The organism is Haloterrigena salina JCM 13891 (assembly GCF_000337495.1).
Lineage (GTDB): Archaea > Halobacteriota > Halobacteria > Halobacteriales > Natrialbaceae > Haloterrigena > Haloterrigena salina.
On sequence record NZ_AOIS01000007.1, the window covers coordinates 1 to 2,235 of the forward strand.

General features: G+C 54.2%; 2 protein-coding genes. Both read right to left on the reverse strand.

Annotation, left to right across the window (positions count from 1 at the left end; translation table 11 throughout):
- On the reverse strand, positions 1-192 hold a 192-nt coding region (locus tag C477_RS24350; RefSeq protein WP_008892593.1), incomplete at its 3' end, for a hypothetical protein.
- Positions 192-1,418, reverse strand: coding sequence for a glycosyltransferase (locus C477_RS22730; protein ID WP_083870225.1), 1,227 nt, complete (start codon positions 1,416-1,418; stop codon positions 192-194). The genes C477_RS22730 and C477_RS24350, both read right to left, overlap by 1 nt.
- Positions 1,419-2,235: the final 817 nt, after the last annotated feature.

Here is a 2,235-nt window from a genome sequence, read left to right on the forward strand (position 1 = left end):
GTATCGCCGACCGACAACGGCGAACAGAGCGATGAAGAGTAGGGCTCCGACTACGATGAGGTTACACCGCCCGTGAACCTTCGCCGACTTCAATCGGATAGCGGCCAGGGTAACGCTCGTCAGTACGATCGTTAGCCCGACGCCGACCGCTAGCTCTCCGGTCGCCGTTCCCAGCGATGGAAACAGGTTCATCAGTCGCTTCCCCCCTCGAAATCGGTAGCCCCCTGCGTGTAGCTTACCGGCCCGATCCTGATCTCGACGTTTTCGATGTTCTCGGCGAACGCCGTCGTATCCGCACCGACGAAGTTCCACACCGACGAGGCGCCGATCGCTCCGACGTTAGCGAGCAGAACGGGTAGCGCCGGCACGAACAGCAGCAGCGAGAGGACGATTTCGTAGACGATGAGCCCGACCAGACAAACGGCATGGAACGCGACGTAGCGCTTCGTTAGCGCATCCGATGGCCGATCGAACGTGATCGCCCAGTTACCGACGAAATTCCACTGCACTGCTGCGAGAAAAGCGAAACTGCCGCTCACCAAGTAGTGGGCTCCGCTCCTCATCAGAAACAGGAATACGATGATATTGACGAGTACACCGACCGCGCCGACGGCGAAGAACTCGAGCATGCGAACCACTCGGCGCGGATTTTCGCTGATTCTGTTCGCATATTCACCGACTGACAGCTCTAACAAGTGTTCGACGAATTCTTGGTACTGATCGGCAGATAGCTTCGATTCGCCCGCAGTTCGCTCGCGGAACGTGTACGGGACTTCAGTTACTTCCTCGACGTCGCCCTTGGATATTATCTCCAATAATATTTTATAGCCTTGTGGCTGTAGATCAACATTACCGATAACCGAACGGCGAACGGCAAACATCCCCGACATCGGATCGGAGATTCTCCGGGCTGTCGGCAAAAACCGCTTTGTCAGCGCCGTTGCACCCTTACTTACGGTTATGCGAAACCGAGACCAGTTCTCGATTTCACCGTCCTCAATATGTCGACTGCCGATCGAAATATCGGCGCCGGCGTCGAGTGCCGCAAGCAGGTCCGGTATTTTTTCAGGCGGGTGTTGTAAATCAGCGTCAATCACGGCGCAGTACGCCGTCGAGGCGGCGCGAAGCCCTGCGACAATCGACAGTGCTAGCCCTCTATTCTCCGTCCGCCTGAGGACTCGGACGCGATCATCATCGGCGTACGCTGTTTCCACGAACTCCCAGGTCCGATCGGGCGAGTCGTCATCCACGACGATGAGCTCGTACGCGTATTCGGTCGTCTCCAACACGCGTAAGCAGCGATCGAGGGTGGTTTTGATGTTCTCCCGTTCGTTGAACGTCGGAACGATCACTGCGACCGATCCGCCACTGACTTTCCCGCGACGAGCGAGCGCCTTCCGTTTGCTCGTCTCTCCCATTTATGCCCCCCCACTATCCACAGTACCATCGTGACCAACTGAGCGCCAGCGCGGCCCAGACACACGGTAGCCGTGCCTCCTCGCGTTCTGTTTTGTCATATCTAAAGCACTGCAAGAATAGCTGCCAGAATAAGTGAGGACGCTCGTTCACATTCGACATTTCGCATTTCTCAGAGCGCGTATTTCCAGAAATATATTCAATGATGTACTAGCTATTTCCGATCGTAACCGCGCTCGGATATTCGGAGGGCGCTGGCCCCGATATCGTATATGGTATGAAAATATGGAAATTTACAATAAGTTTGCGTAAATATATGGTGTGGGGTCTTGATTACCAGAGGCGAAATGGACGACTGAAACCCGGGTTACAAAGCGTCTACGCTACGTTTGCTGGAACGGAGTGATTCTAATCACACCGCGAAGAGAGTTACAACAAGTACAATGGGTTATCTCGATGCTTCTTCCTCTCTCGATCCGTGTACAGTAGTACACCAAGATTACGCCTCTATGCGTCGTCCAGAACAAAAATAAACAATTACCGATTGTCATCTATCAACCTGAGACAATAAATAATTCTCTGCTCACTCGTTGCTAGTTGGTATAACGTATCTTACAATAGTTTACTCAACTATCTGAGGGTACAGTAGATCTGTCGACGATAACTGTTAGTCCGTATCCGTCCGGTGCGGTTCGACAACCGACGTGCAGCTCTCAGTACCCGGTCCGTGAACATGCTCGCGAGTGCGGCGTCGACCTACAGGCCTGCCAGATCGATCGAGTTGCTGGACGACGAGGACGACCGCGCCGACGGCGTGAC

Bases quoted from the DNA above. Each gene is read 5' to 3' on its own strand.
- C477_RS22730 (WP_083870225.1), bottom strand. From the start codon at position 1,418: ATGGGAGAGACGAGCAAACGGAAGGCGCTCGCTCGTCGCGGGAAAGTC.